Origin of the sequence: Spirillospora sp. NPDC046719, assembly GCF_040645715.1 — a bacterium.
Taxonomy (GTDB): Bacteria; Actinomycetota; Actinomycetes; order Streptosporangiales; family Streptosporangiaceae; genus Spirillospora.
In genome coordinates this window covers 1-4,212 of record NZ_JBEYYT010000635.1, presented here as the reverse complement: position 1 = coordinate 4,212, position 4,212 = coordinate 1, and the positions used below count along the sequence as shown (strand labels likewise).

Annotated in this window: 4 protein-coding genes; all 4 read left to right on the top strand. The window is 74.0% G+C overall.

The annotated features are described in order from the left end of the window. Positions 1-1,658 (top strand): condensation domain-containing protein (locus tag ABZ914_RS47685; protein WP_500201253.1); only part of this gene is annotated, 1,658 nt, incomplete at its 5' end. Between the two features lie 67 nt (positions 1,659-1,725). After that, a complete protein-coding gene (locus ABZ914_RS47680) occupies positions 1,726-2,742 on the top strand; it encodes an iron-siderophore ABC transporter substrate-binding protein (protein WP_500201252.1) in 1,017 nt (338 codons plus the stop codon). Next, a complete protein-coding gene (locus tag ABZ914_RS47675) occupies positions 2,742-4,043 on the top strand; it encodes a lysine N(6)-hydroxylase/L-ornithine N(5)-oxygenase family protein (RefSeq protein WP_500201251.1) in 1,302 nt (433 codons plus the stop codon). The genes ABZ914_RS47680 and ABZ914_RS47675 overlap by 1 nt, the downstream gene beginning before the upstream one ends. Then, positions 4,043-4,212 (top strand): MbtH family protein (locus tag ABZ914_RS47670; protein WP_500201254.1); only part of this gene is annotated, 170 nt, incomplete at its 3' end. The genes ABZ914_RS47675 and ABZ914_RS47670, both read left to right, overlap by 1 nt.

Sequence of the window (4,212 nt, the reverse complement as noted above, 5' to 3'; positions counted from 1 at the left end):
CCGCCCTGGCGCCGCGGGAGCGCCCCGAGAGGGTCCCGCTGTCGCCGGCGCAGCGCCGCCTGTGGCTGCTCGACCAGCTGCTCCGCGAGGACGGCGGGCCGCGCGACGCCTACCACCTGCCGCTCGCCGTCCGGCTCCGCGGCGACCTGGACCTGGCCGCCCTCGAAGCGGCGATCGGCGACGTCTCCGCGCGGCACGAGGCGCTGCGGACGGTCTTCCCCGAGCACGACGGCACGCCCTACCAGCGGATCCTCGACCCGGACGACGCCCGTCCCGTCCTGGAGGTCGCGGCGTGCGCGCCCGAGGAGGTCATCACCCGGCCGTTCGACCTGGCGCGCGACGTCCCGCTGCGCGTCGCGGTGTTCCCGGAGGGGGAGCGGGAGCACCTGCTGCTCGCGGTCTTCCACCACATCGCCTTCGACGAGTGGTCGTTCGGGCCGTTCGCGCGGGACGTCGCCGAGGCGTACGCGGCGCGGCTGGAGGGGAGGCCGCCCGGCTGGGAGGCGCTGCCCGTCCAGTACGCCGACCACACGCTCTGGCAGGCCGAGCTGCTCGGCGACCCGCTCGATCCGGGCGGCGTCCACGCGCGGCAGCTCGCCCACTGGGTGCGGGCCCTCACGGGCGCGCCGGAGGAGATCGCGCTGCCGGCCGACCGGCCGAGGCCCGGCACGGCGGGGCAGCGCGGCGGGACCCTCACCGCGGACCTGCCGCCCGGCCTGGCGGGGCGGCTGCGCGGCGTCGCGCGGGACGGGGGCGCCAGCGTGTTCATGGTGTGCCAGGCGGCCGTCGCGGCCCTGCTGCACCGGATGGGCGCGGGCGACGACGTCCCGCTCGGGAGCCCGGTCGCGGGCCGCACCGAGGAGGCCGCCGCGGACCTGGTCGGCTTCTTCGTGAACACGCTCGTGCTGCGCGCCGACGTGTCCGGCGAGCCGACGTTCGCCGAGCTGCTCGGCCGCGTCCGCGAGGCCGCGCTCGCCGGCCTCGCGAACCAGGACCTGCCGTTCGAGGCCGTCGTGGAGGCGCTGCGCCCGAGGCGCGTGCCGGGACGGAACCCGCTGTTCCAGGTGATGGTCGGCTACGAGAACCAGGACCCCGGCGAGGTGCGCTTCCCGGGCCTGGAGCAGCGGGAGGCGTCGTTCGGGCCGTCCGCCGCGAAGTTCGACCTGGACTTCATCTTCCGGGAGCGCGGCGGGGGCCTCCGGCTGATCGTCGACTACTCCGCCGACCTGTTCGACCGGGGCACGGTCGAGACGATGGCCGCGGGGCTGGTCGCTCTGCTGGAGACCGTCGCGGACGACCCCGGCACGCCCGTCGGCGCGCTGCCCGCCGTGCTCACCGCCCGCGCCGTCACCGACGCGGACGCCTCGCCCGCGTCCGCCGGGGTGCGGCGCGGCGACGACCGGGAGGCGGCTCTCCTCCGCATCTTCGCGGAGGAGCTCGGCGTGCCCGAGGTGGGACCCGACGACGACTTCTTCGACCTCGGCGGCCACTCGCTGCTGGCGATGCGGCTGGTGCGGCGGATCCGCCGCGAGCCCGGCTGCGCGGGCGTGCGGATCGCGGCACTGATGGCGGCGCCGACCGTGGCCGGCCTGCTGGCCCGGCTCGACGGCGCGGGAGAGGCGGGTGAGGCGGGTCATACCCCGCAGAGCATTGATTAGTTAGGTAAGGCTAACCTAAGATCACTCTCCGACACCCCCTGGATCACCTGGAAGGACACCGGCCCTCATGCGCACACTGACGCGGCGTCTGGCCGCCACCGGCGCGCTCGTCCTCGGTCTCGCCCTGACCGCGGCGTGCGGCGGCGACGACGAGCCCGCCACGGCCTCCTCCGGCGGCGCGGCCGGATCGTTCCCGGTCACGATCACCACCAAGCTCGGCAGCGCCACCGTCGAGTCCGCGCCCAAGCGGATCGTGGCGCTCGGCGAGGTCGACCAGGACGCGCTCCTCGCCCTCGGCGTGCGGCCGGTCGGGATGGTCGAGCTCACCGGGATCCAGAAGGACGGCCTCGCCCCCTGGAGCGCCCCGAAGGTCACCGGCGGGAAGCCGGCGCTGCTCACGGCCGGCGACTCCGGCTTCGACCTGGAGAAGATCGCCGCACTGCGGCCCGACCTGATCCTCGCCGGCGGCGACTTCACCATCGACAAGGAGTACGGCAAGCTCTCCAAGCTCGCGCCGACCGTCGCCTACCAGACCGGGCCCGCCGAGGACTCCTGGCAGCAGATCACCCGGCAGGTCGCCAAGGCCGTCGGCCGCTCCGCCGACGGCGAGAAGGTCGTCGCCGCGGCCGAGGCGAAGATCGCGTCGGTGAAGACCTCCCACCCCGGGCTCCAAGGCAAGGGCTTCGCGCTGACCAGCGTGTTCCCCAGCGGCAACATCGGCGTGATGAAGTCGAAGGACGACACCAGCGTCAAGCTGTTCGAGCAGTTCGGGATGGTGCTGCCCGACAAGCTGAGCAAGCTGCCCGGCGACGGGTTCGCCGCCGAGCTGAGCATGGAGAAGCTGCCCGTCCTCGACACCGACGTCCTGCTGAGCTACTACAACGACGACCCGGCCACGCAGAAGAAGTTCGAGGGGAACAAGCTCTTCTCCGGCCTGCCCGTCGTCGAACGCGGCTCCTACGTGCGCCTCGACCTCAAGGCGTTCTGGCCGCTGCGCACCCCGACGGCCCTGTCCGTCCCCTACGTCGTCGACCAGGTCGTCCCGCGGATCGCCAAGGCGGCGGACGCGGCGAAGGCGGCCTGATGCCGGAGGACCTGACCGCGGCGGAGACGCAGCCGCCCGTCCGCGACGTCATCGGCATCGGCTTCGGCCCGTCCAACCTCGCGCTCGCCGTCGCGCTGGAGGAGGCGCACCCGTCGGCGGACGCCGTGTTCTTCGAGAAGCAGCCCGCGTTCGGCTGGCACCGCGGCATGCTCATCGACGGCGCGACGATGCAGGTCCACTTCCTGAAGGACCTGGTGACGCTGCGGAACCCGGCCAGTCCCTACTCGTTCCTGTCCTACCTGCACGCCAAGGGCCGCCTCGTCGACTTCGTCAACCACAAGACCATGTTCCCGACGCGGGTGGAGTTCCACGACTACCTCGAATGGACCGCCACCGCGTTCGCCGGGCGCGTCCGGTACGGCGCGGAGGTCGTCGCGCTGCGCCCGCACGACGCCGGGACGCTGGAGGTCGTCGTCCGCCGCGACGACGAGCTGGAGGCCCACCTCGCCCGCAACGTGGTGATCGGCGCCGGCCTCGACCCCGTGCTGCCCGCCGGGATCCGGCCGGGGGAGCGGATCTGGCACACCGAGGACCTGCTGACCCGGCTGGACGAGCGCCCCGGCTGGCGGCCGCGCCGGCTCGTGGTCGTCGGCGCCGGGCAGAGCGCCGCCGAGGCCGCCGAGTACCTGCACCGCACCCACCCGGAGACCGAGGTCTGCGCGGTCTTCGCCCGCTACGGGTACTCGCCCGCCGACGACAGCGCGTTCGCCAACCGCATCTTCGACCCCGCCGCCGTGGACCACTACTACGCGGCGCCGGACGAGGTGAAGGAGATGCTGTTCGGCTACTCCCGCAACACCAACTACTCCGTCGTCGACCTCGACCTCATCGACGAGCTGTACCGGCGCGCCTACGCCGAGAAGGTCGCCGGCGCCGAGCGGCTGCGGATCCTCAACGCCTCCCGCGTCCTCGGCGTCCGCGAGGACGCGGGCGGCGTGCGGGTGCGGGTCGCGTTCCTGCCCACCGGCGAGACGACGGACCTGGACGCCGACGCCGTCGTCTACGCCACCGGCTACCGCGAGCGCGACCCGTTCGACCTGCTCGGCGAGGCCGCGGCCGGGTGCCGGACCCGCCCGGACGGCCGCCCGGTCATGGAGCGCGACTACCGCATCGCCACCGAGCCGGGCCGCGAGTGGGGCGTGTACCTGCAGGGGGCCACCGAGCACAGCCACGGCATCGCCTCGTCGCTGCTGTCGATGACGGCGGTGCGCACCGGAGAGATCGTCCAGTCCATCGCGCGGCGCTCGGCGCGCCTCGCGAGCGTCCCGCAGGAGGCGTGATGACCAACCCGTTCGACGACCCGGACGGCACCTTCCTCGTCCTGGTCAACGCCGAGGGGCAGCACTCGCTCTGGCCCGAGTTCGCCGACGTCCCGTCCGGCTGGACGCCCGGACCCTCGACTGGCACGCCGCGCTCGCCCTCGTCGCGGCCCTCTGCGCGGTCGCCGCC